This is a genomic window from Hirschia baltica ATCC 49814 (assembly GCF_000023785.1).
Classification (GTDB): Bacteria; Pseudomonadota; Alphaproteobacteria; order Caulobacterales; family Hyphomonadaceae; genus Hirschia; species Hirschia baltica.
This window is the reverse complement of the sequence record NC_012983.1, coordinates 61,868-84,492: the sequence shown is the minus strand read 5'-3', so window position 1 is coordinate 84,492 and position 22,625 is coordinate 61,868. Positions and strand designations below refer to the sequence as shown.

The window sequence follows — 22,625 nt, the reverse complement described above, 5'->3', positions numbered from 1 at the left end:
TTTCTTTCTCAACATTTGAAGGAAAAGACGATGGATTGGTCGCCAAAACTTGATTTGCCTTACATTCTCTCTGGGCAAGCACAAAAGCACGTCACGCATAATGAGGCGATTTCATTAATTGATTGTCTGGTTCAAATGACTGTTAAATCTGCGGACACTGCCACACAACCGGAGTATGTGTCTGAAGGTGATATGTATATCCTGCCAGACCAAATAACGGGATCTAAGTGGGAACACATGTCGCCTGCATCTCTGGCTGTTTACACGGGCGGTGCGTGGAAAGAAATAATACCCAAGATCGGCTGGATATGTGCGGTTGTGGATACATCAAGTCTGCTAATGTTTTCCAGTGAAGGCTGGCAAAGTGTTGAACACAATAGTGCCGGTTTAGGAAGTGCTGCCTACAAGGATATAGGAATAAGTGGCGATACCATTCCCAAACTTGATATGCCGGCTGCTTGGAGTGCGGATCACAGTTTTGAAGGATATAGAAATGTCAGTTTCTTAACTGGCAATTCGAAAGGTATTGTCTCTGGCCGATACAATATTGATAGCACGGCATCGGACCATTTTACATTGTCGTGCAATTATGATTTGGGCCAGAACACGTCTGTTCATTCACTACTTGGAAGTGCAATGCTTGAAATTTGCGCCACGAATGGTGCGGATGGGTTTATCGGCTTTTGGGCTGGTGGGCCTGCTTCAACACCGCAAAGAAGGGTGGCAGTTAATAGTCAGGCATTATTTCCAGTAAGTGATGGGCAATATAATCTCGGGCAACCCGCTTATAGATATCAGGATATATATTCTGTGAATGGGGTAAGCATGACATCTGATGCGAGAGAAAAGACGGATCTTGTTAAGCTCACACCGGAAGAGAGGCGTTCAATTGCGCAGATAATGACAGAAGTTGGCTCTTTTAGCTGGCTTAAAGATGTTGAATCCGTTGGGGAAGAAGCTGCGCAGATCCATATCGGTGTTACAGCGCAAAATGTTGCAAAAGCTTTTATCAATGAGGGGTTGGATCCTCAAGATTATGCGTTGTGGCAAGAAGATGTATTTGAGAATGGGGAAACACGGATGGGATTACGCCCCGTGCAATTGCTCTTAATGAGTATGGGAACGCTTTTTCAGGAAATAGAAGAATTAAAACAAAGAAACCAACAGGTTTAAGATATTATCTAACCTTCCAGAAAGAGGTGATTTTCCTTGCATAGCCTTTGCCAGTCTGGCATCTAATTTATAGAAGCTCATGGTTATTGGAGCATATTGGGGCAATTATGATTAGAGAAACTTTTCTTCAAAACTCATCTACTGTTGAATCGTTACTGGAAATCGGGCCAGGGGCCAGTCCAATATTTGCAGGTTCAAGTGTAGAATATTTTGATGTCATGAGTGCAGACGAATTGCGTCAGCGTTTTTCAGAACATGGTGCCCCCATTGGGAACGTTCCAGAGCATATCCATCATGTATCACGTACTGCGAATTTAGCTGATGTCGACAAAAAATTTGCCTTTGCTGCATCTTCTCACAATATAGAGCATCAGCCGAACCTCGTTAAACATCTCCAGGATGTGGCAAATCTGCTTGAAGACAATGGCGCATATCTATTGATCATACCTGACAAAAGATATTGTTTTGACCATTTTGTTCCGGAGACCACGCTTCCTGATATTTTAGGTGCTTATTTAGAAAACCGGACAGTTCATTCAGCGCGTGCTGTTGTGGCTGACCGTATTTTAACGGGGCATAATGATGCGCACAGACATTGGGCGGGCGATCATGGAGCGCCGAAGGGACATTTGTTTTATCCCGCTGCAGAAGAAGAGTGGAAGAAGTCTGAAGGAGGGTATATTGATGTGCATGCTTGGCAATTTACCCCTGATACCTTCACGCGTATTCTTTTCCAATTAAGGGAATTGGGGCTAAACCCGTTTCTCACTGATTTTGTAGGTGAAACACCGCACAATAGATTTGAATTTTGTGCGAGACTCGTCAAAGCGCCGTAAGGTTTACATCTAGAAAAATGTCTACTCAAATAAAACTATCTTTGCCGATGATTGGGTAGACATGAAAATACAGCAAAACCGTTTTTGCGATTATACTATAAATTAGAGCACGGAATTTTATTCAATTTACGTTTACTCTGCACTTGCTTGAATGGCGTGCGCTGCTGAGAAATCCATATATTCTTGTATTGTTTCAGCAGGGGGACCAATTTTGACGATTTCACCATGATGAAGCCAAATAACTTTATTGCAGACATTGGCCAATAGCTCCATAGAATGGCTGGCCAATATGACAATTTTGATTTCATCAAGATAGGAGTTCAGTCTATCTTCTGCGCGTTTCACAAAACTGGCATCACCTGTTCCAAGCCATTCATCTAAGACTAATACATCTGTCGGAATAGATGTTGATAGCGCAAATGAAACTCTCGCTTTCATACCTTCAGAATATCTGTGCATCGGTAGATCGAAAAATTCTTCTAGGTCGGCAAATGATTTGATATCTTCGCGCGCATTGTTGATTTCTTCCGTCGTTGCACCAAGTAATCTCAGAGGAAGTTCAATATTTTCACGAGCAGATAATTCACTGTTTATGCCCAACCCTCTATCGATTAGAGGAAGGACGCGTCCCTCTGCGATAACTTCACCAGAGGAGGGGTGTGCTAGTCCTGCAAGCACGCGCAAAAGGCTGGTTTTCCCTGCACCGTTTGCACCGATGATGCCGAGTCTATCTCCGGTTTCCAATTCTAAGGAAATGTCTTTAAGCGCATGTACTTTGAGCTGTGAGCTATCTTTAGACCCAAAACGTTTGGCAAGTGATATTTTCAAAGAACGGTTTGTGACTTCATAGAGGTGGTACTCAAAATTCACATTTTTTAGTTTGATCGACGCCATATAACAGATGTCCTAATCTCTATGATTAAAAAGAATGGATAATTGAGCAATTACAGCCAAAGGAAGATTTTTTTACGGCTTACAACATCTGTAATGTTTGCCAGAATAGCAACGCCAAGCACGGTTAAACATGCATATATCCAGTTATCGGCCGTTGGGTATTTACCTAGGAGTGGCTGCCTAACAACTTCCATCAAATGATAGAATGGATTGATCAACAACCAGATGGAATCTAACCTGCCTTGTGATGGCATCCAGATCACTGGTGTAAGGAAGAATGCAAATTGAACAAAATTTGCAGTTGTCTGCCCCACATCCCGAAAGCGTAATGTAATGGGACCAAGAAACATTCCGCAGAAAAAACCAAACAAAATCAACAAAATAAAGCCAAACGGCATTAGAAGAAGAGCCGGTGTTATCGGGACACCTGTGTAGAAAAGCACGCAGCTAATTACAAGCCAGTTATGGCAAAAAATGATTACGTTTCTAAATACCATACGGGCGGAAAAAACAGATGTTCGTATGGGCACGGAACGTAAATGTTGCTCCGATTCAATCAATATACCTGTTGCCTCTGAGAGAGCTAGACTTAGATAGCCCCAGATTAGGAAACTGGCACCCAGAAAGGCGAGGTAGGATTTAAAATCGATATCGAAAATTTGGCTATAAAGAAAAGCAATCCCGAAAATCATGATCGCCATAGAGATACTAATCCAGAATGGCCCAATAGCAGATCGGCGATAACGCATTTGAATATCTTGTCGAGCTAAAATCCACCAAACTCTCCAGTTTTGGAAAATGGCGAGATAGCTAGCTTTTATGGATAGGAGAGTTTCAGAAATCAATTGAGAGGCATTGTTGGCGGAATCTGTGTCTGGAATTAATTCTGGTGTTTTTTTCATATTTCTACTCGCCCGCCTGCTGAAAGCTACTTATTTGGGACACACAAACAAATGTCGTTGAACCTATTTGTATTGTCCCGACAGTTCAATATTTCTTTGACTCACATAAAGTTAAAAAAAGCGAACTCTTATTCCCTATCCATTCTAATTTTTATTCATATGCGTCACATTGAATACACCCCATGCAAGTTTTCATATAACTTATCAAACATAAGACAGTTTATGATTCTGTTTTCCACCATATCAATAAGGTGTACCGGACAAATGGTTCGTTTCTATCGGACGCTCTATGGCATTTTGCAAGTGGGTTTTGCCAAAAATACACAATCGGGCTAGATCGTTTCTCTATATCAGGTCTCGTAGTTCGTTTCTGCCTGAAAATTAGTTGAAAATATAGTAAATGCATGGTGTTGGAGAATTGCCCATGACGCGTAAATACGGTTCGTTGAAAAACGCATTCATCCTTATAGGGTTCGTCATGCTGTTTGGTTGTGGAGAGGCGCCTCCTGCTCGTACACCGGATGGAGTTTTTATAGAGCCATTACCAGCACTTGCTTCCTGGGCACATGAATTTCAGGACGCTGATATCAATAGCCACTTCAAATTAGAGGCTGGTAATTGCATTGGTTATTTAGACCTTGTTGAGAGCCGTTTTAAGGGTGAACCTTCGGGTGTCACAATTCGCGGTTGGGCGTGGGATTCAGTTGCCGCAAAGCCTTATGATAAATTTCTTGTTGTTGATGAAAGTGATCAAATAGTTGGTGCCGGATTTTCTGAGGGCAATAGGGAAGATGTGCTCTCCGCAATTGCACAAGTTACACAGCCCGATGTGGGCTTTTTGGCGATTGCAAAAAGAGAAACTGGTAAGCTGAAAGTGTTTGGGGTGTATCTTGACACAAAATCAGCTTGTCAGCTTGGCACGGAAATTCAGTTATAGCCCATTATCGAAACGATGATTGATACTATTCTTCTTCCAAAAGAGTACGGCGTTTGTATTCTTCAAACATCATCGTGCGATAAGGACTAGCTTGGGGCAAATATTCAGCTTTCTCGCACACATCTGACATGCCCTCACACATTGTTTGAAGGTGAAACCTGTCTAGGGGTTGTGCTGTAAATGTTGATAAAATCCAGTTCTGGGATGGTGCCAAACGTGTCTTTGCAAGATCTGGCTTCCAGTAATCTCCAGGATGTATGATCAATCCAACTGCAATCGTTGTGGTGCTTGCAACAAGCAAGACACGCTCTGATAGTCTTGTAAGGCTGGGCGTCATATAGGAAACAACTTTGTTATTCCACGCTAACAAGGTGAGCCATACAAGTGGGAGATACATATAGGTCAAGCGGGATTCGGTCCACTGATAGATAAATGTCATGGTCGCAAAAGCCGACATCAACCCAAGCAAAGCGAGCTGCTCGACGCTGGGAATCCATAATTTGGATTTAAACCGAGCATATATGCCAACGAGAATTGCTGGTAAAAAAGTGCCAAAGGCGAGGGGCCACACACTTGAATAGAAAGACGCCATTCCCAACCCAACTTCCAGCAAAACAAACTGTTTTGGTTCAGAAGCGTGCGGAATGATGGCAGACCAAACAGCCTTACCGCCAAAGACTAAGAGGGTCGCGCTTATCATGGCAAGACCAGCAAATATTGCGGTCGATTTGGACGTCCATTTCAAAAAATAACTAGCTATATAGACAGTAGGGATAACCAAAAACGGAATTAATCCGTAGGTTTGAGTCAGGCCAGCTAATGCAGAGACACAGAGGGCCGGCAAAAGGATTTTAAATTTTTCTTGAAATGTCAAAACTGCAGCATTGGTTGTGTCATTCAGCTTTTCCAACCTCTCTAGCAACAAGACAACACTTAATGTCATGAAAGAAGAGGCGAGGGTGTCACTGAGAATCCAGAATTTATAAAATCCGATGATTGAAAAATACCAAGCCAGCGGGACTAATATTGATACCCAGATCGAAAATCCTTTTTTCCTCGCGAACTCGCCCAATGCATAACAGGTGACAAAAACGGCAAGCAATTGCGCAAACAAAAAAGCGATTCCGTGCGAGCCTAATATATCATCTAGTGCCGCAATGAATACAAAAACGGGTTGTCTCAACACCGGCCAGTCAGAACCATCTACACCGCTGATAAGCTGATTTAATGCCACACCTTGTGTGACCCAATCAAAACTATCATCCGACATATATGCATATGAATTGAAGAAATCGCCTGTCCATAATTGGGCAGCCAAAAACGCATGAAATAAAGCAATGATTGCAGCATTTAGTGTGATCGGTTGAGTGGACCAACTTAGAAAACGAGAGCTTGTCTCTTGAGAGGAACTCACATTGGATATCGACTTGTTCAAGCAATCACCTATTTATTTCAGAAGAGATTTTGAAGAGTGATTCTACATTCCCTAAATGATATTTTTCACAACCATGAATGAGATGCAAACAATTAAATTCCCTCATCTTTAAAAGCGCAAACGCTGCAAATACAATAATATTCATCACAGCACTTGATTGTATCGGAAGTATGCATAGTGAAGTACGTTACGTCGTGAATCATTGCTAAACGTGGTATCGTAAGATGGGGAAGTTTATGTCCAAAGAAGTTTTGGAGATCAAACAAATTGAAGGCATGATCAACTCCGTCGATTTGTCACGCAAGAATTGCTTTACAATTGAAGACGATACCCCGAGTATTCTTTTAAGTACTGCTTCAAATGGTATGTCAGCGGGCCTGTACACGTTAAAATGTATAACGAGTACGCAAGACATTCCGCTCTCTCCACGTGTTTTTATGGAACGCCTCAGCGGAGAAGAGCAAGGCAATGCTCAAATAAGATGTTTAAAAACACGCTATGGGTGGAAAGCAACTTTCTGGATTCCGACAGACACAAAATATCTGAAGATAGCTCTAACTGAAAATAGCGGTGAGTTTCAATTTCTAGAGTTTTCACTCACCAAAGTGTCTAATAAACGCAATGGTTTGGTTCAAACACTTAATTTGATTTCGGAACGCGTGCGTTCGCCCAGACAATTATTTGATAGTGCAGCCAAAGTTGCAAGAGCCATTAAGAATGGCGGAATCAAACAATTAAAAGAAGATTTAGCGACTACGTCTCGCGTTGGTGGACAATTAAATGGATATACAACGTGGATCGACCTTTATGACCAGATCGACGATAAAGATTTAAAATCAATACAAAAAAGAATTGATGAGCTTTCTCAAAAACCTGTGATTTCAATCATCACGCCAGTTTACAATCCAGCTCCTGAACTATTAAGAGCCGCGATAGAGAGCGTTTTAAGCCAATATTATTCTCATTGGGAATTATGCTTGGCAAATGATTGTTCAACTGACCCTGAAATCGCGCGTATTATAGATGAATATGCTGAACAAGACTCACGTATTAAACGCGTGCACAGAACTCAAAACGGCCATATCTCTGCAGCATCTAATTCAGCTCTGGAATTGGCTAGTGGAGAATTCATCGCTTTTCTAGATCATGATGATGAATTGAGTGCCACCGCACTCTACCATGTTGCAGAAGCTATCAATAAAAATCCTTCTTGTCGGTTGTTTTATTCAGATGAAGACAAAATCGATTTAGATGGGAAAAGGCATGATCCATACTTTAAATCTGATTGGAACCACGATCTACTACTATCCCATAATTTGTTTACGCACCTTAGTGTGTATGACAAAGCGCTAATAGAAGAAGTGGGAGGCCTTCGCTCCAAATATGATGGTGCGCAAGATTATGATCTGGCGCTTCGCTGTTCTGCGAGGCTACGAGCTGATGAAATCTGCCATATACCTTTTATACTCTATCACTGGCGGGTCATGCCCGGAAGCACAGCGCTATCTTCAGATGAGAAACCCTACGCTATGCTGGCCGGAGAACGAGCCTTAAATGATCACCTAATAGCGCTAAATATAAAGGCAAAAGCAGAGCTTATAGGTATTGGATTTAAAGTATCCTACGATATACCTACGCCAGCGCCTCAAGTTTCTATCATCATTCCTACAAGAAACAGTCAGAAGCTAGTGAAGCAGTGCGTTGATAGTATTTACAATAAAACAAGTTATCCAGACTTCGAAATTATTTTGGTAGATAATGGTTCAGATGACCCTGAAGCAATCAAGTATTTTCAAGATTTGGAAGCTAAAAATCAAATCAAATTAATATCGGACCCAAGACCCTTCAATTATTCTGCTTTGAATAATTTGGCTGTCGCACAATCAAATGCACCAGTACTTTGCCTCTTGAATAATGACATAGAAGTCATTTCTGACAATTGGCTCGAGGAAATGGTCAGTCTTGTTCTTCAGCCAAATGTTGGAGCTGTCGGAGCCATGTTATATTACCCCGATGACACCATTCAGCATGCTGGTGTTGTCATGGGCTTAGGTGGTCTCGCTGCTCATATTCATGGTGGGTTGGAACGCGGGACACCTGGATATGTTGGACGCGCAGCGCTAAGACAATCTCTAAGCGCGGTCACAGGGGCTTGTATGGTCGTCTCAAGAGACAATTATGAAAAGGTCAGTGGTCTCGATGAAGAAAATCTTGCAGTCGCATATAATGATATAGATTTCTGCTTAAAGCTGCAGGCCATTGGAAAAAGAAATATCTGGACGCCTCATGCTGAATTATATCATCATGAATCTGCAAGTCGGGGATATGAAAACACACCAGAAAAGCTAATGAGATTTCAAAAAGAGGCTGATTTTATGAAGAAAAAATGGCCTGATCAAATCAACGCAGATCCAGCATATTCACCAAATCTAACGTTAAATGACTGCAATTTCTCACTCGCTTTTCCTCCCAGAATTTCAAAGCCTTGGAGAGCCTAAATGCACAATCAAATAGATGAGTTACGTCAATTGTCGGCTCGAATTGGAGCAGACCCACTCCTCGTGCAAGGGGGAGGAGGGAATTCTTCGGTAAAGCTGGATGACATACTCTACGTGAAAGCGTCCGGCACGTGGCTGAGAGATGCATTAGACAAAGAACTATTCGTACCTTTAAACCTAGAAGCTGCACGAGAATATGCGAGCTCAGGCCAAGAAGACTATCTAAGACTTCGTGTAGACGACTTGCCCGGTGGAAACCTCAGACCATCAATTGAAACAGGTATGCATGCAGCTATGCCGCATCAATATGTGATGCACACACACCCTGTGTTCACAATTGCCGCTACAATCATTCAAGATCATGATGTAGGTCATTTCTTGGATGGTCTGCACTGGGCAAAACTGCCATATATAAAACCTGGAGCGGGTTTAGCATCTGCTATTTCAGGACTCGTTCAAGAAAATGCTCCCGACATTATATTGTTGGAAAATCATGGACTTGTCGTTGGTGGCAACAGTCCAGAAGATGTTGAACAGACCCTATTGGAAGTTGAGAAGCGTTTAAGCCTCCCCCAAATGGAACTGAACAAGGATTTTGAAAAATCAGAGATAACAAATGAGCCAGATGGCTATAAATGGTTTGAAAACAAACTTGCTAAGGATGTTGCATGCTCAGGCGCAGCGATGCAAAAACTGACTTTGGGCGCGCTCGTACCAGATCAAGTTGTTTACCTTGGTGGCGCAGCAGTTCGGATTTCAGACATTCACGAGCTTGATGAAATTCGCCTTAATTGGAAGTCGCACTACGGGGTTGAGCCTGGGTTGGTCTTTGTTGAAGGCGTGGGCGCACTCGTACGTGAAGACCTGACAAAAGGTGGTCTAGCGATGGTAGATCTATTATTGCAGTTAGCTATTCATATTCCCGACAATGTCGCCTTGAATACTCTAACGCCCGAGAACCAAATTGAACTTCTAAACTGGGACGCCGAAAAATTTCGTCAGGCTGTCGATGCAGAGAGAAAAGGGTGAGTGGACGAAGGTTTAAATGAGTCTTAGTTCACGCGTTCAAACACGTGTAAATCAATACCTTTTCTTTGACCCTCAATGATTGTTTCTGTCCATTTGTCTGATCTTAAATGGTCAAACGCCCCCAATGAAGCCTGCGCTTCAACAACCACAACTTGGATATCCGCATCCATCTCAAGGGCTTCGAAATTAATCGTCCAACCATTGCGGTGTCTGTTGTTCAGATTAGAAAAGTCAACATATTCTTGCGTATTGAACCCAGAAAGCGCCGCCTGCAATCCACCATAATATATACCGATCTGATAGACCGATGTTACAGAATGTTTGTTTTCGATGAGTTTCCATACTTTTGCTAAATCATAGTGAGCATCTGCTTTAACCGATTGTCCTGGTCCGGGGTGCTGAAAGAAAGACTTTGTTGCAGAATTCAGCACGGAATATGAAAATATATTGGATATAAGCAACGCAATAAGAGGTAATAAAAGCAAAGCCGATTTTACAAATTGGATTTGAGCTAGATCCGTACCAAAAAATTCAAATTTTATGGTGTCTTTAAAGCTGGAAGTGGCGAATACGATTATCCCCGCAGCGACGGCCCCAGCAGCGATTTCCGCTTGATATCTCGGTAAGCCCCACAAAGTTATTTTGGTTGGACCATAAAACACCGCACACGCGACGAATAAAAATCCTATCACTGCCAGAAAGAGCATGGCTTCTTTCGTATTTCGGCTTTTGAAAGTTTGGCCAATAAACATGAGGGGAACCAGCCCTATCACTGTCACCAGTGCGACCCCTGGAATGCCATTTACCAAAGCCGTTGCAAATTGATCTAGCGCAGATGCATCCGAAGTGGCCGGTGTTCCAGCTGAAGCAAAGAGATACGCGCTTAGCCCAGCAAGCCCGATAAGAAGAATTGTACCAGCAATATCTGCTCTATCTGCTTTGGAATCTTTTTGAGACACTTCATAGAGAAGTGCTGCGACGACGGGTATGATCAAAAGGAAGCCAGGAGCGCGTGTCATCGCAGACAACACCGCAATTAAGCCAAGAAAAAGCACAGGCAATTTTTTGGTCGGCTCCGTAAAACTAAGGATACAGAAAATAATCACCCCGCCCAATGCATGCCAAATAGATGATTCGACCATTAGCGAGATCTGAAGCAAACCGGGAATCGTCATGATTGAAAGGCTTGCCAAGAAAGCAGCCATACGGTCCAGCTTGTGGCGCAGTGAAATGAATACACCCGCCCCAACACATAACAAAGCCAAATAGCCAGCAGCTTTAAAGCCAATCGGGCTAATTCCTAAAACTGTGCTGGAAAAGATAAGTGGCAGAAATCTAAGGGGTGGATGTGCATCATATTCAGGAGTGATGGCATGCAAGACAGGAGAGTAGGGGTTTTTAGAAAAAATACCCGTATCAGATGCCAATCCATATCTAAACAGAACAAACGCACCGACCCATGCGAGGCTAATTAACCACCAGCGCGTTTTGCAAAGCTTTGGCACAATCCAGAAAACAATAGCCAACAGTAACAGGAAAGCTAGGTTAAAACCTCTGATCATATATTCAACCGGTAGATCTTTTACATATGTCCAAAGCTCAGGCTGGTTTAGCTGTACATCATAGATCCACATTTGTGCGTATCTAGAAGAAAGCGATGCGTGATAAATAGCATCGGACCAAAGAGCAGCATTTAAAGATGGCCAAGAAATTATGACCATAATCAGCGACCCAACCCCTAAGAGGGCAAAATCGACTTTATCTAATTGAGGTATCTCAAATGATATCTGCGCTTTTTTTAAAGTACTGAGAAAGGCGAGTCCCAAAAGACCTATTGCGATAGCAACCACTTCCAAGGAAGACGACTGCCAGAAACTCTTGATATTGTAAGATCCTACAAAGCAAATAGATGCAGCAATAATAACAGGTATATTTAGCTTGAGCTCAAAACAACGATCTTGAGGTTTAATCATAGCAGCGCCCCGCTCCTGACAATCTAGATGTAGGAAATCTATTGATTTTTAACGTTAGTTTCACAATAGGGCATTGTTCGTCAAGTCATTCAGAATGATGCAAATGTCAGGCTTGATTAAAGCTAAAGCATAATCTCAATTCAAAATTATTCTAGCAGCAATCAATAATTTCAATGAGATAGACGGTCGATTAGCGTCCATAACACTTTCATGGTGTTTTTTTAGGTAGGAACATTGACCTTTTGGTTAACTCCGCTACTGCATTGGAAAACTAGTTAACGTTTGGAAATTAGTCATGCAAATAGTCATTCCAATGTCCGGTTTTGGCGAGCGTTTTCGCCGCGCGGGATACGAACTTCCAAAGCCTTTAATCCAAGTGGATGGAAAATCGATTATTGCCCATGTCATCGACATGTTTCCAGGCGATCATGATTTCATTTTTATCTGCAATAAAGATCATCTCCAAACTCCTGAATACCGAATGGCGGAAACTTTACGTCGCTATTGTCCAACTGGAAAAATCATCCCAATTGCTGCGCACAAACTTGGGCCGGTTAACGCGGTTTTGAAGGCCCGAGATGAGATCGACGTCAATAAACCAACCATCGTCAATTATTGTGACTTTACATGTTATTGGGAATATTCTGATTTTGAGAACTTCTTAAAGGAAACAAACTGTGACGGCTGTGTTCCAGCATATCGTGGTTTTCACCCTCATAGCTTGGGGTCAACATTCTACGCCTATATGAAACACACTGGGCTATGGATGGATGATATTCAGGAAAAGCAACCCTGGACAGATAATCCAACGGATGAATTTGCATCAAGCGGAACTTATTACTTCAAAACGGGACAGCTTTGTCTTGATGCTTTTGATGCTCAAATTGCACAAGATCTAAATATCAATGGCGAGTTTTACGCAAGCTTAGCCTATCGTATTTTAAAGCAAAAGAAACTGTCCGTCGCGATCTATGAACTACAACACTTCATGCAATGGGGAACACCGGCCGACCTTGAAGAGTATAATGGTTGGTCAAATACATTCCGTCGTTTAGGTATGGACTCAGCCACACGCGCACGCCACCGCGGAACTTTGCTAGTTCCTATGGCTGGATTAGGGAGTCGGTTCGCAAAAGAAGGCTATAAGCAGGTCAAACCCCTTATACCTGTCTCTGGTCGCGCTATGGCAATTCAGGCAACACGAGACCTTCCAGAAACACCACACACGCGATTTGTTTTGAGAAATGATATTCCCGGCGTTGAAGACATTGAACATAAACTCGTAACATCTTTTGTCGGTGCTCAAACGACAATGCTGAAAGAAGTCACGGAAGGGCAGGCTATCACCTGCCTGCTTGGTATGGATGGTGTTGATTTAGATAAACCTATAAGCGTGGGTGCTTGTGATAATGGCATGCTTTACGATGCAAATGCATTTGATGCTTTAATGGATGAAGGCAAAGCTGACGTAATCGTTTGGACTGTACGCGGTCATTTTGACGGACGGATGCGGCCAAAACAATTTGGTTGGGTGATAGCTGATGAAACAGGAAAAATCTCTGATGTTCTGGTCAAAGAAGAACCAGAAGATCCAGCCACAACGCCGTTAATCGTTGGTGCTTTCACATTTAAACGAGCTTCCGATTTTAAAGATTGTATCAATGCACTCATCGCGCGAGATGGACGTGTAAATGGAGAATTCTACGTCGATAGCCTGATAAAAGACGCTATCGCCAAGGGATTAAATTGCCAAATTTTTGAAATTGATCATTACATCGGGTGGGGAACACCAAATGATCTGAAGACCTTTCAATATTGGCAATCATGTTTCCATAAATGGGCGACGCACCCCTATAAATTACAAAATGACAGACGTATTCCAACATCTCAGACACAGGATTTGGTGACAGAATACACATCATTTCAAGTGCTTCGGCCAGAGGGCGTGAGTGTTGCAAATGATTTGGCGACACAAGATCAACCCAATTTAAGCCACTTATTCAGTTCGGTTGGTAACCTCTTTCACAAAAAGCAATCAGCTAGCCTAAAGCGTGACGTTTAAAATGGATAGTAAAACACCTGACACGCATGATGCTCAGCTAAATCTATCAATGGAAAAAAACGGTGCGAATCCATTAGTACATCAAATCATCAAATTTGGCCTGACCGGCATGGCGAATGTCGGCATAGATCTTTCGGTCTATATTTTATTGCTCCATTTGGGCCTAGAAATATGGCTGGCCAAAACCTTCGCATTTATAGTGGGAACGATTTTCGCTTATTTGGTGAACAAGAAGTGGACATTTAATGACGCGTCAGGGTCTCATAGGAAGATATTTGCTGTTTTCACTTTATATATCTTCGCGATGATTATAAATGTAGGTTTGAATAGTTTCTGCATAAGCATTCTAGGCGATAATTTAGCTGGTAAAATAATCGCATATATATTTGCAGTTATTCCCAGTGCAGCCGTGAATTTCTTAGGTATGAAGTATATATTTAGGGTTTCAAAATCCACCCAAACAGAAGGTTTATAACAATGCCAATATTATTGGGTGCTCCATACGTACCAGCACATGACGAAAATCGAATGAATAGTGAAGGGAATCTCGTTGAGGCACGCGAACGCTTTCTCACAGAACGTTTCACGAATTTAGATGTCTTACTGGATCAACGTTTTTCGTGGATGAATGAACACATCAATGAAGGTGATCTAGTTGTCGAATTTGGGTGCGGTGCGGGTTTTTCTCCTTTATATGTCAAAAAAGGCAATCTTACACTGACAGACGTCAACCAGAATGAATGGGTTGATAAAATAGCAGATGCTATGAACCCACCATTTGAACCCAATTCGGTGGATGTTATCATTTGTAGTCACATGGTTCACCATATGGCTAAGCCTGTGACTTTCTTCCATCTCGTACATAAAATCTTGAAACCGGAAGGTCGAATTATTATCCAAGACCTGAATACCGCACTCACAATGCGCGTTTTATTGAAAATGATGCGCCACGAAGGTTGGTCATATGATATCGACGTTTTCGATGAAAATGAAGTGACGAATGACCCTGATGATCCGTGGTCAGCCAATTGCGCAATACCTGAGCTTTTATTCAAATCTAGTGCGGAATTTGAAAAGAAAGTACCTGGATATAAAATTGAAAAAAACGAGCTGAATGAATGTCTGCTTTTCCCACTCTCAGGTGGCGTCATTGCAAAAACACCCGTTCCTAAATTACCCCGTTTCATGCTGAAATTTATAGGATTTACAGATAAAATCCTCATTGCCCTAATGCCGGGAATTTTCGCAATGGGGCGTTCTGTCGTTTTGAAAAAAGAACCGATATCATCTTGAATTTAAACGATAAAAGGTGCTCAATTTGAGCGCCTTTTATCGAAATCGTGCAATTAGACCGCGTAGTTCAGAGAATTTTTTAAAATTCGCGTCAGGTTTTTCATCCCCTTCAAGACCTTCTTGAATGCCCTCATGTAGCTTCTGAATTGTGAAACAACCCTTCAACGCATTTTTAGCGCCTGCTATATCTTTGTCAGGGCTATCTCCAATCATCCATACAGCACCTTCAACCCCTCCTATTTTGGCTAGTGCTAGGTGAAAGATTGCTTTGTCGGGCTTGTCCGCACCAGCTTCTTCAGATGTCACCATCCAATCTACGAATTTATTGATTCCAAAAAAGAGAATTTTACGATGCTGAATTTGCGCCGTTAGATCTGTAACAATGACTGTTGGTATGCCTGCAATCCGCAAATCATCTAAAAATTCTAATGCTTCTGGAAACAAAGAAGCTGCATTTAGAAAGGCTCCCCAATACGCCTGCTCCATTTGCAATGCTGCAAATGATTGTGTTGCAAGACCGGCTTTTTCTATTGTCCGTTGGAAATAAAGCAATCGATGATGAGAAGAGGCAGCTTTACCAAGGCGTTGCTTAATCTCGTCTCTAGCATCTTCAAAACAACGATCAAAATTCGCTCGGCTTATTTTGAGTTGCGTCTCAGCAAATTCACGCGCCGCTTCCGTACCTGCAGCATGAGCATCATCATAAGCATAAAAAGTATTGTCTAGATCCAACAGAACACAAGCAGGCTCTTCATCCAAAATAGCTTCATTTAAGATATTCATAAAATCCCTCCGGCTGCTGCACGCACCCGATTAATTTGATCCAGCACAACAAGTTGCAACAAGCCATGCTGATCAGCATGCCATTTTGGCTCTAGCGCTAGATACTCCTTCATCGTCGGAAACAATTTGTCTGCCACGATAGCAATATCATTGGCAGATGGAGTACCTTCAATCACAACTTCAATTTCACCATTGTCTTTTGTTTGCTCAAGTACATTCAAGCCACAAACGGACACAAGCAACGTCTCCAAATCACGCAAGTCATCGCCCTGTTTTGATTTGATTCTCAACCTCAATGGCACATCTTCAGGAGGACGTTCAAAATCTTCAACATCAGATGCGCGCAGCGGCTCTAAAGAGATTGTGATATCCGCGGCATGCTTTTGTGGTTGAATATATAATCGGCTGTCTGGATATCGTGTTTCAATGGAAGAAATGACTTTGGGAAGAGGGTGCCCTCTAACAGCAACATCTCTTCTAATTTTCAGATAACGGCGCAGTCCCTCATGCATATCGAGGAAAATTTTTAAATCGCATCTTTCTTTCAATTTAGGCGGATAAAGCGCATGCAAACCGGACACAAGTACAACATTTTTCGCTTTAAGTTCGCGTGGTTTGGTCATTCGACCGTCCGCATGGTCATAATGACGTGACCGTATAGATCGTCCCTGACTCAGCTCCAAAGCATCATTCGTGAAACGTTCTAAATCATTCGCTTTTGGATGAAGATGAGTCAGCGCTCTCCACATCGGCTTATGACGGTCCCAAGAGTGATAATCATCACCCGAGATGGCACATGTTGCTGAACGGCCAAACATATCCGCAACAAGGTCACTTAACGTATCTTTGCCTGCGCCGCTATCGCCGGCAATTCCTATGACTAGAGATTTACGAGAGGCGAGGTGAAAATTGTCGGTAAAGATACGCTCCCTCAGCATTTGCAGCCCAAGCGCGGCCAAACATACTGTAAATAGTGAAAATATCCAACTTGTAGGTTGCCCTAAAGCAAAACTATCAAGGATCTGATTTGTATTGGAAAAATCCCACTTAGATCCGACCAGAACTCTAGCTCCTGTCGACATTAGAACATGCAACAATACAAAGCTTACATTGACAGCGATAAATAAAGAAAGCGCTCTTTTCCCGGACCGCACGACATGCATCGCCATGAATGGAACAAACCACATGGCCCAACCTGGTGAAGCCGGTGTCAATAAGTACAATGTCAAGAAAACAATGCCAATCAGACACATAAGTCCGCTAAAGGAAATAGGTCTGATCCTCCACGCCAATAAAAGCAAACCTGCATAAACCATTGGCAAGATATAAAGTGTTAAGCCTGCACCATAGGCGATGGAAAGCGCGACACTTTTCTGAAGTTCCGGTGTCCCCAACACCATGGTGCGAAACCCTGGTAGCAGGATGAGGGGCCCTAAAAGCAATGCAACAAGCCCTGTCAGAGAGTAGATATATTTGAAGGTTGCTGCGTTATATTTTGGCGATCCATATATATAAATAATAATAAATGGCGCAGCGACAATCATGCTCAACTTAGCAACAACAGCGACAGCCAATAATGCTGCGGACCAAAATAGCCTGCTTCTATGCAAAGCAACCAGACTGAGCATTAATAGAAGAGTCGGAAGTACATCAAGCTGACCATGCCAATAGCCAATATATAATGTAATGGGCGCAAGCCAAAAAACGAGCGTGACTTTCTCTCTCAGTTTTTCGGGAAGAAGTTCTTTTATCGCTCTTAGAAGCAATATATCCAATAAAAGGACTGTCAGTCCTAAGCCTATTTGCGCTCCATATTCACCCCCAACAGAAAACCCGATCAGTGTCAGTGGTGCGAATACAACGGAATACACTTGGCCATAAGGGAATGCTCGAACTGATCCCCCGTCGGCTATAAAACTATTCCAAAAATCTATGCTTTCTGAATGTGGTAGGGAAGTTAGAAATGGAATAAACCAGAATTCATGATCCCACGGAAAAATCACGAATATCAGAAGCAAACGTAAAAGGAGGCCGACCGTAAAAAAGGGAGTGGTTTCGTATAATGATGTACCAAAGGCTTTAAACTGTTTAATCATTAAGCTCGGCTTCCCATAAATCTGGCCGCTTCGTGCAAACAGCATCCATCGTCATATCAAATTCTCTAAGCAATTGAGCCATTGCAGAAATGCCAGAATCTGCATCTCTTCCCTGTAATTCAGGTGAAACAAGGCAAAGCTTAAATTTGTTGGCGATGAGCGTATCGTATTCAGCTTTGTTTAGAGGGAAACGTGTAAAGCAATCGACCCAAACCCAATCGATTTTTCCTGCTAAAGTTATAGCTGTCGCTATGTTTTCAAATTCGGATACCCTTACAGCACATCGACTTTCTCCCAAGTTGGATGTTCTGACAAGGAATGGAAAAGATTGATCTAAAAAAAAGAAATCATCGATTTTTTGAGTTTGCATAATCGACAATAAGCGTTGTTCTAGCCCTTCTTCTTTCACATTTAAAATCAGTGTCCCGTGATTATAGTTCTGTATCCAGTGTTCGAAATTTTCTCCATCCACAAAAGCATCATGATGAATAATCAAATCTTCACCACGGCTACGAATATCCACCTCAATCCCGTATTTTTTTGGGGTATTGTTTAGGTCTAAAATCGTATTTTTTCTGTGTGCAATCAGATGCTTAAACATAAATCAACTCTTACTCGAATTGTTTGAAAATGATTGCCTCAGACGAAAGCTATAATCTAGTGTTCTTTTAATAAACTTATATTTTCCCGCCCAATTGATGTTCCAACTGGACTCACCATGTTCACGAACAGCAAAATTGACGGGGAACTTACGCACGCGCAATTTTTGTTTTTTTGCACTCGCATAAGCGAACAAATCAATCGAAAAATCATGTGGAGGATTAGACAATGTATCCCAGAATTTTCGAGAAAATAAAGTCGGTTGAGCATTCACATCTGACAGGAAATGGCCAAGTAACAATATTTCGAAAACACTCATTCCCATCGTAAAGACACGATCGGACAATGGCCGGCCATATCGACGCCCTTTTACAAAAAGCTGTTCAGGATGATCGTCTTTTTCAAATAACTTTAGCCCCTCAATCACATCCATTGGATCTGTTTGCATATCTGCATGCGTCCATCCAATAATGTCACCTTTGGCAGCCTGAAGACCTGATAATATACCAAACCCGTAGCCTTGGTTCACCTCCACATCAACAATGCGAATACGGGGAGTTTCAGATGTCAGGGTTTGAAGAAGCTCAGATGTATTATCTGTGGACCCATTATTCACGAGAATAATTTCACCATCAATTTTTTCTATAACTTCCTGACAACGGCTTACCAATTTCGGTAAGCCTTCACCTTCATTATAGCAAGGAATAACCAAAGAAAGTTGCATCGTGGTTCCTCAGCTTTTTACGTTATTTAAATTTCAGGAATATAGATTTGACTTGCTATCCATATCCTCGAGCGCTGCGATCAACTGCTTTTTAAAAGCTCATCAAAGTAGGAAATCGTACTGATTAATCCATCCTCTAATTTGACTTTAGGTTCCCAGTCCAAAAGAGATTTAGCCTTAGAAATATCAGGCTGGCGCTGCATAGGATCATCTTGAGGCAATGGAAGATATATCAATTTAGAAGATGAATTTGTAAGTTTCACAACCAATTCGGCAAGCTGTTTAATCGTAAACTCACCCGGATTACCAATATTGATTGGCCCAGAAACCTCTTTGGGCGTGTCCATAATTCTCAGAAACGCTTCAACAAGGTCATCACGATAACAAAAAGAGCGTGTCTGAAGTCCATCACCATATAAAGTAATGTCCTCGCCTTTAAGCGCTTGCATAATGAAGTTGGAAACAACGCGGCCATCTTCTGGATTCATGCGAGGACCATATGTATTGAAAATACGTGCGACCTTAATTTCTAAACCATGTTGACGGTGATAGTCGAAAAACAAAGTTTCAGCGCAACGCTTTCCTTCATCATAGCATGACCGGATACCGATAGGGTTCACATTGCCCCAATATTCTTCTTTTTGCGGATGAACATTTGGATCGCCATATACCTCACTTGTAGATGCTTGAAAAATCTTAGCACCAATCCGCTTTGCAAGACCCAGCATATTAATCGCACCATGCACGGATGTCTTCGTGGTTTGCACCGGATCGTGTTGATAATGAATAGGGGAGGCAGGACACGCCAAATTGTAGATTTCATCGACCTCAAGATAGATCGGGAAACAGACATCGTGCCGAATAAATTCAAAACGAGGATTGCCGAATAAATGTTCTATATTGCGTTTGTCACCTGTAAACAAATTGTCCAGACAGATAACTTCATCACCACGTTCTAGAAGTCTATCTATTAAGTGTGAACCAAGAAAACCTGCACCCCCACTCACTAGAACTCGTTTTCTAGCATACTGCATATTATTCCCACCAGTGACATCTAAATACCGTGAACTTGTTAAACCCTATACAGTAACCTTAAATCAGATCAATGCTGTCTCTTCAAATAACATCGTGTATTCAACAAGTTTAAGTCCTGCCCAATTCTATCTATAAGAATTTTATGGTGATTGGGGCGACGTCTTCAATCGAAACGTCCAGCAATTATGTATTATAAAACTGGATATTGGGTAGTAAGCTGAACTCGCCAACAGAATAAGATTTGCAGCTAAATGAGTCTGTTTAAGCAATACAATCAAGCCGTATTGAGTCAGCATTATTAGTATTGTTGCGATGACAAATCGGAAACCAGATTTTTTGTGCTGACCCTTAACTTCAAATGTAAATATTTTATGCCCAAGATAGGACGTCACCAAGCTTAGGAATAAAGCCAAAGCATGTGATAAATCCAGCGACAAACCAAATTCATGAAACCCTATTGCTAAGCCTAAATAGAGGAGTGTATTCACCCCTCCAACAAGAACAAAGCGAATCAATTTCTTCGCTTGGTCTGCATTCAGCCCAAACTTTTCCAATGGAAGTTTTTCAAGAATATCACTCACGTCTAATTTGCTTTTTCACTAAGCGTAATTGTTTCAACTTTGCCAATAAGCTCAACCATCAGCTGACTTGGTAATGCTGTTGCCTGACTTCTCGTTGTTAGAAGGTTCAGTATCATCAACAATCCGATAAATAGTGAGCTGACTAAAATGTTGACGAGGGCGAGAATAATATTCGTCGCATAACCAGGCAGAAATAGACCTGGGATATTGTAATAATCGACTGCAAACTTAGCTGCGATTACTGCCAATATTCCAAAAGAAAATAGAACAAACATACCCGTCAAAGCTATGATAAGACGGCTAATAACAATATCACTGAAAACAGCAATGGCACTGAGACCATGCACCATCAATGATGTCACATTCATACGCGATTCCCCAAAATACCGCGTTCCACGATCTGTTTCGACAAACTCGATGGGGACGCGACTTCTCAAAATTGTCGCGGCAAAATTATTCCAGATGTTTGAATTATAAATGACATTATCAATTTTCGACTGCGGAATGAATGAAAAATTCCCAAACGAGATATCTTTCCCAGTCAACAAAGAAAACAAGAGCTTATAAACCCAATACCCCGCTCTAAATTGCGTCCCTTCTGAACGTTTGCGTCTACGAGCAACGATAATAGAATTTGGTTTATCCGCAGCGCGCTCAACAAGTTGTGCGACTTCTTCGGGACGGTCTTCACCATCACTATCCATAACCAAAACGCTAAATTCACTATAATGTTCTTTGACATACGCCATGCCTAAGGCGATCGCCCGTTGATGGCTTTGGTTTGCTCTAAGGTGAGCAACAACGATTTCCTTAATGGGACCAACTAAACGTTCAGGGTTTGGCCGCTCATAGGCACTGGATCCATCATCCACGGCCAGAATCCGAATATCGTGCGGCGCAAGCTCAGGCTGTGCACTAATATCTTCAATCAGTTTATCAAGAGATTCCCAATCATCCAGTACAGGTGTGACGATAAAGAATTTTTGTGGCTTCTGCATTCAAATAACTCTCTTGAAAATATAGATGATTAAACGATCAAAAGATGCTCTATCGCAGCTTTATTCAGCGGACTTTGTGGCGCGGTTGCAACTCACATCGACAACCTGTTCAGTATTATCAAATGGGCGGGTGAGGCGATCCGTAATCTCTCCCATTAAATTCCGTTTGCGCGGAAGAAGAAGACGCCTGTAGCCATTCATAAAATTAGCCAGTGATTTACCGCGCTCCGTCAGAACAACACACTCACCATCACGCCGTACTGTTCCAGACGCAAATTGCTCTGTTAACCGGACATCTACCAAGCTATATTCGGGCATGTATTCTTTTACAAATATATCTTCGAACGCATCAAAAGCCACGTCGCCACCGCGTTGGTTTAATTTCTCAACAATGTAGATAGACAGCGAACGGTCAATAACTGTTGGTCCCATAACAGCGTATAAAGTTAACGCCGAACTTGCCAACAGAAAAGCCATGGAAAATTCTATAGAATTAAGTGTTTGGCGTTTATTTTGATAATACCAATAGGCTATTGGAACGACAATTACAGCCGCAATGATAATGTCTACAATACAAGAATATAAAATGACGCTGACTTCAAAAAACCTGAAGTGAATTATGTTGACCACGAAAAAGACAACTAACATTGCCAGACATATAACAGCGATGTCAGTCCATTTCCTGAGATCAGCTTTAAAATCCATAATGGAACTCCAACATTTTTCTATGTACAACTCAGGAAGAAATTTGTGTTAACAGGTTTTCAATTAAAGAC

20 protein-coding genes are annotated in these 22,625 nt (G+C 42.0%); 8 read left to right on the top strand and 12 right to left on the bottom strand.

What is annotated here, in order from left to right; all coding sequences use genetic code 11:
- Positions 1 to 30: 30 nt before the first annotated feature.
- Positions 31 to 1,173 (top strand): DUF2793 domain-containing protein, encoded by a 1,143-nt coding sequence (locus tag HBAL_RS16535; RefSeq protein WP_012778276.1) that lies wholly within the window; start codon positions 31 to 33, stop codon positions 1,171 to 1,173.
- A 107-nt stretch (positions 1,174 to 1,280) separates the two neighbouring features.
- Positions 1,281 to 2,009, top strand: a complete 729-nt coding sequence (locus HBAL_RS16200) for a hypothetical protein (RefSeq protein WP_012778275.1) — start codon at positions 1,281 to 1,283, stop codon at positions 2,007 to 2,009.
- Between the two features lie 132 nt (positions 2,010 to 2,141).
- Here HBAL_RS16200 and HBAL_RS16195 read toward each other — a convergent pair whose 3' ends face one another.
- Both HBAL_RS16195 and HBAL_RS16190 read right to left on the bottom strand, forming a co-directional pair.
- Positions 2,142 to 2,903, bottom strand: a complete 762-nt coding sequence (locus HBAL_RS16195; RefSeq protein ID WP_012778274.1) for an ABC transporter ATP-binding protein — start codon at positions 2,901 to 2,903, stop codon at positions 2,142 to 2,144.
- A gap of 50 nt (positions 2,904 to 2,953) precedes the next feature.
- A complete protein-coding gene (locus HBAL_RS16190; protein ID WP_012778273.1) occupies positions 2,954 to 3,805 on the bottom strand; it encodes an ABC transporter permease in 852 nt (283 codons plus the stop codon).
- Positions 3,806 to 4,229: 424 nt separating this feature from the next.
- Here HBAL_RS16190 and HBAL_RS16185 point away from each other — a divergent pair, with 424 nt between their 5' ends.
- Positions 4,230 to 4,742, top strand: coding sequence for a hypothetical protein (locus tag HBAL_RS16185; RefSeq protein ID WP_012778272.1), 513 nt, complete (start codon positions 4,230 to 4,232; stop codon positions 4,740 to 4,742).
- 25 nt (positions 4,743 to 4,767) lie between these two features.
- Here the strand turns inward: HBAL_RS16185 and HBAL_RS16180 are convergent, their stop codons facing one another.
- On the bottom strand, positions 4,768 to 6,177 hold the full coding sequence (locus HBAL_RS16180; protein WP_012778271.1) for a hypothetical protein: 1,410 nt from the start codon (positions 6,175 to 6,177) through the stop codon (positions 4,768 to 4,770).
- A gap of 236 nt (positions 6,178 to 6,413) precedes the next feature.
- Between HBAL_RS16180 and HBAL_RS16175 the strand changes: the two genes are divergently transcribed.
- Together HBAL_RS16175 and HBAL_RS16170 are read left to right on the top strand one after the other, a co-directional pair.
- Positions 6,414 to 8,675: a glycosyltransferase family 2 protein gene (locus tag HBAL_RS16175; protein ID WP_012778270.1), complete on the top strand. Its 2,262-nt coding sequence runs from the start codon at positions 6,414 to 6,416 to the stop codon at positions 8,673 to 8,675.
- Positions 8,676 to 9,704, top strand: coding sequence for a class II aldolase/adducin family protein (locus HBAL_RS16170; protein ID WP_012778269.1), 1,029 nt, complete (start codon positions 8,676 to 8,678; stop codon positions 9,702 to 9,704).
- 23 nt (positions 9,705 to 9,727) lie between these two features.
- On the opposite strand, the gene HBAL_RS16165 is transcribed toward HBAL_RS16170, so the two are convergent.
- A complete protein-coding gene (locus HBAL_RS16165; RefSeq protein ID WP_012778268.1) occupies positions 9,728 to 11,677 on the bottom strand; it encodes a hypothetical protein in 1,950 nt (649 codons plus the stop codon).
- A 295-nt stretch (positions 11,678 to 11,972) separates the two neighbouring features.
- On the opposite strand from HBAL_RS16165, the gene HBAL_RS16160 reads away from it, so the two are divergent.
- Genes HBAL_RS16160 through HBAL_RS16530 form a run of 3 tightly spaced genes read left to right on the top strand, consistent with a single transcriptional unit; the run spans position 11,973 to position 15,032 of the window.
- On the top strand, positions 11,973 to 13,739 hold the full coding sequence (locus HBAL_RS16160) for a glycosyltransferase family protein (RefSeq protein WP_012778267.1): 1,767 nt from the start codon (positions 11,973 to 11,975) through the stop codon (positions 13,737 to 13,739).
- 1 nt (position 13,740) lies between these two features.
- Positions 13,741 to 14,214 carry a GtrA family protein gene (locus HBAL_RS16155; RefSeq protein WP_012778266.1) on the top strand — a complete coding sequence of 158 codons (474 nt, stop codon included), beginning with the start codon at positions 13,741 to 13,743 and terminating at the stop codon, positions 14,212 to 14,214.
- A gap of 2 nt (positions 14,215 to 14,216) precedes the next feature.
- Positions 14,217 to 15,032, top strand: coding sequence for a class I SAM-dependent methyltransferase (locus HBAL_RS16530; RefSeq protein ID WP_012778265.1), 816 nt, complete (start codon positions 14,217 to 14,219; stop codon positions 15,030 to 15,032).
- Between the two features lie 36 nt (positions 15,033 to 15,068).
- Here HBAL_RS16530 and HBAL_RS16145 read toward each other — a convergent pair whose 3' ends face one another.
- The 8 genes from HBAL_RS16145 to HBAL_RS16110 all read right to left on the bottom strand — a co-directional run bounded on the left by HBAL_RS16145 (position 15,069) and on the right by HBAL_RS16110 (position 22,554).
- Positions 15,069 to 15,815, bottom strand: coding sequence for an HAD family hydrolase (locus HBAL_RS16145; protein WP_012778264.1), 747 nt, complete (start codon positions 15,813 to 15,815; stop codon positions 15,069 to 15,071).
- Positions 15,812 to 17,911, bottom strand: coding sequence for a nucleoside/nucleotide kinase family protein (locus HBAL_RS16140; RefSeq protein ID WP_012778263.1), 2,100 nt, complete (start codon positions 17,909 to 17,911; stop codon positions 15,812 to 15,814). The genes HBAL_RS16145 and HBAL_RS16140 overlap by 4 nt, the downstream gene beginning before the upstream one ends.
- Entirely contained in the window at positions 17,904 to 18,512 is a 609-nt protein-coding gene (locus HBAL_RS16135; protein ID WP_012778262.1) for a phosphatidylinositol-specific phospholipase C/glycerophosphodiester phosphodiesterase family protein, read from the bottom strand. Before HBAL_RS16135 ends, HBAL_RS16140 begins: the two co-directional genes overlap by 8 nt.
- Positions 18,513 to 18,515: 3 nt before the next feature.
- The gene (locus HBAL_RS16130; RefSeq protein WP_012778261.1) at positions 18,516 to 19,235 is read right to left on the bottom strand and encodes a glycosyltransferase family 2 protein; all 720 of its coding nucleotides are present in this window, start codon (positions 19,233 to 19,235) and stop codon (positions 18,516 to 18,518) included.
- Positions 19,236 to 19,315: 80 nt separating this feature from the next.
- Positions 19,316 to 20,269: a UDP-glucuronic acid decarboxylase family protein gene (locus tag HBAL_RS16125; protein WP_012778260.1), complete on the bottom strand. Its 954-nt coding sequence runs from the start codon at positions 20,267 to 20,269 to the stop codon at positions 19,316 to 19,318.
- A gap of 141 nt (positions 20,270 to 20,410) precedes the next feature.
- Positions 20,411 to 20,851 (bottom strand): GtrA family protein, encoded by a 441-nt coding sequence (locus tag HBAL_RS16120; protein WP_012778259.1) that lies wholly within the window; start codon positions 20,849 to 20,851, stop codon positions 20,411 to 20,413.
- A 2-nt stretch (positions 20,852 to 20,853) separates the two neighbouring features.
- Positions 20,854 to 21,849: a glycosyltransferase gene (locus HBAL_RS16115; RefSeq protein WP_012778258.1), complete on the bottom strand. Its 996-nt coding sequence runs from the start codon at positions 21,847 to 21,849 to the stop codon at positions 20,854 to 20,856.
- 60 nt (positions 21,850 to 21,909) lie between these two features.
- Positions 21,910 to 22,554, bottom strand: a complete 645-nt coding sequence (locus HBAL_RS16110; protein WP_012778257.1) for a hypothetical protein — start codon at positions 22,552 to 22,554, stop codon at positions 21,910 to 21,912.
- Positions 22,555 to 22,625 lie beyond the last annotated feature (71 nt).